Source organism: Stenotrophomonas sp. P5_B8 (genome assembly GCF_054049855.1).
This window is the reverse complement of sequence record NZ_JBFULO010000879.1, coordinates 1-558: the sequence shown is the minus strand read 5'-3', so window position 1 is coordinate 558 and position 558 is coordinate 1. Positions and strand designations below refer to the sequence as shown.

At 65.2% G+C, this 558-nt stretch carries 1 protein-coding gene; it reads right to left on the bottom strand.

What is annotated here, in order from left to right:
- A partial coding sequence (locus ACXJKH_RS21960; RefSeq protein WP_457322556.1) for a hypothetical protein occupies positions 1 to 352 on the bottom strand: 352 nt, incomplete at its 3' end.
- Positions 353 to 558 lie beyond the last annotated feature (206 nt).

Sequence of the window (558 nt, the reverse complement as noted above, 5' to 3'; positions counted from 1 at the left end):
GCGTGCCCATGTACTGCATCATCCGCACCGCCTTGAGCTGCTCACCGCTCAACGGCGTGGCGCTGCCGGTCTCGCCAACCGGATTGATCCAGCCCGATTGCGAGCACACGATCAGCATCACCGGTTCGCCCTCGCCGTCCCCCACGCGCAGCAGGGTGTCGCCGTTGGCAAACTGCTGCAGCCGACCACGGAACTGCGCTTTGCCCTCCTGCACGCCTTGACTGAAGGTCACCCCCGGGCTCTGTTCGAGCAGGGGCTCGATGGCCGCGCGGCCAGCAGGGGACGCATTGGCGGTGCCGCCAGCGATAACGGCAAGCGCGAGCAACGTGCACCGCGGGAAGACAACAGACATGCAGACAATCCTGTGCAGAGGCACCGACGACGTCGATGCGGAATGGCCGTGCATGATACGCGAGCGACCTTCAGCTCCCCACACATGCAAAGGCCCGACCAGAGGGCCGGGCCTTTGCGGAATGCGGTACAGCGGACGGCTTATTCTTCTTCGTCCTGGCTACCCTGCTGGGCATTGCGCTCGCGCTTCTGGTCCTGGTCCTGGTC